The following is a 278-nucleotide window of genomic DNA, read 5'->3' on the forward strand; positions in this document are numbered from 1 at the left end:
TTGAACTTGCCGGCGGCGCGCGCGGTCCTCTTCTGTTGCTCCATGGCGGCCGCAAAGCCCTCCTCGTCCAGGGTCACGCCGCGCTCGCGGCAGATGTCGGCGGTCAGGTCGAGCGGGAAGCCGTAGGTGTCGTACAGGGTGAAGGCGGTGGCGCCGTCCAGGTTCTTCGCATCCTTGGCCAGTTGGGCTTCCAGGATCTTCATGCCGTTTTCGAGCGTTTCGCCGAAGCGCTCTTCCTCGGCCTTCAGGACCTGGGCGACGCGCGCTTTCGCCTCGCG

General features: G+C 66.5%; 1 protein-coding gene. It reads right to left on the reverse strand.

The genetic code is table 11. From position 1 onward, the window contains the following. Positions 1-278, reverse strand: a 278-nt coding sequence (locus ACNKXS_RS15480; protein WP_417921665.1) for an alanine--tRNA ligase-related protein, incomplete at both ends; no start/stop codon positions are given.

Source organism: Christiangramia marina (assembly GCF_048285865.1).
Classification (GTDB): Bacteria; Bacteroidota; Bacteroidia; order Flavobacteriales; family Flavobacteriaceae; genus Christiangramia; species Christiangramia marina.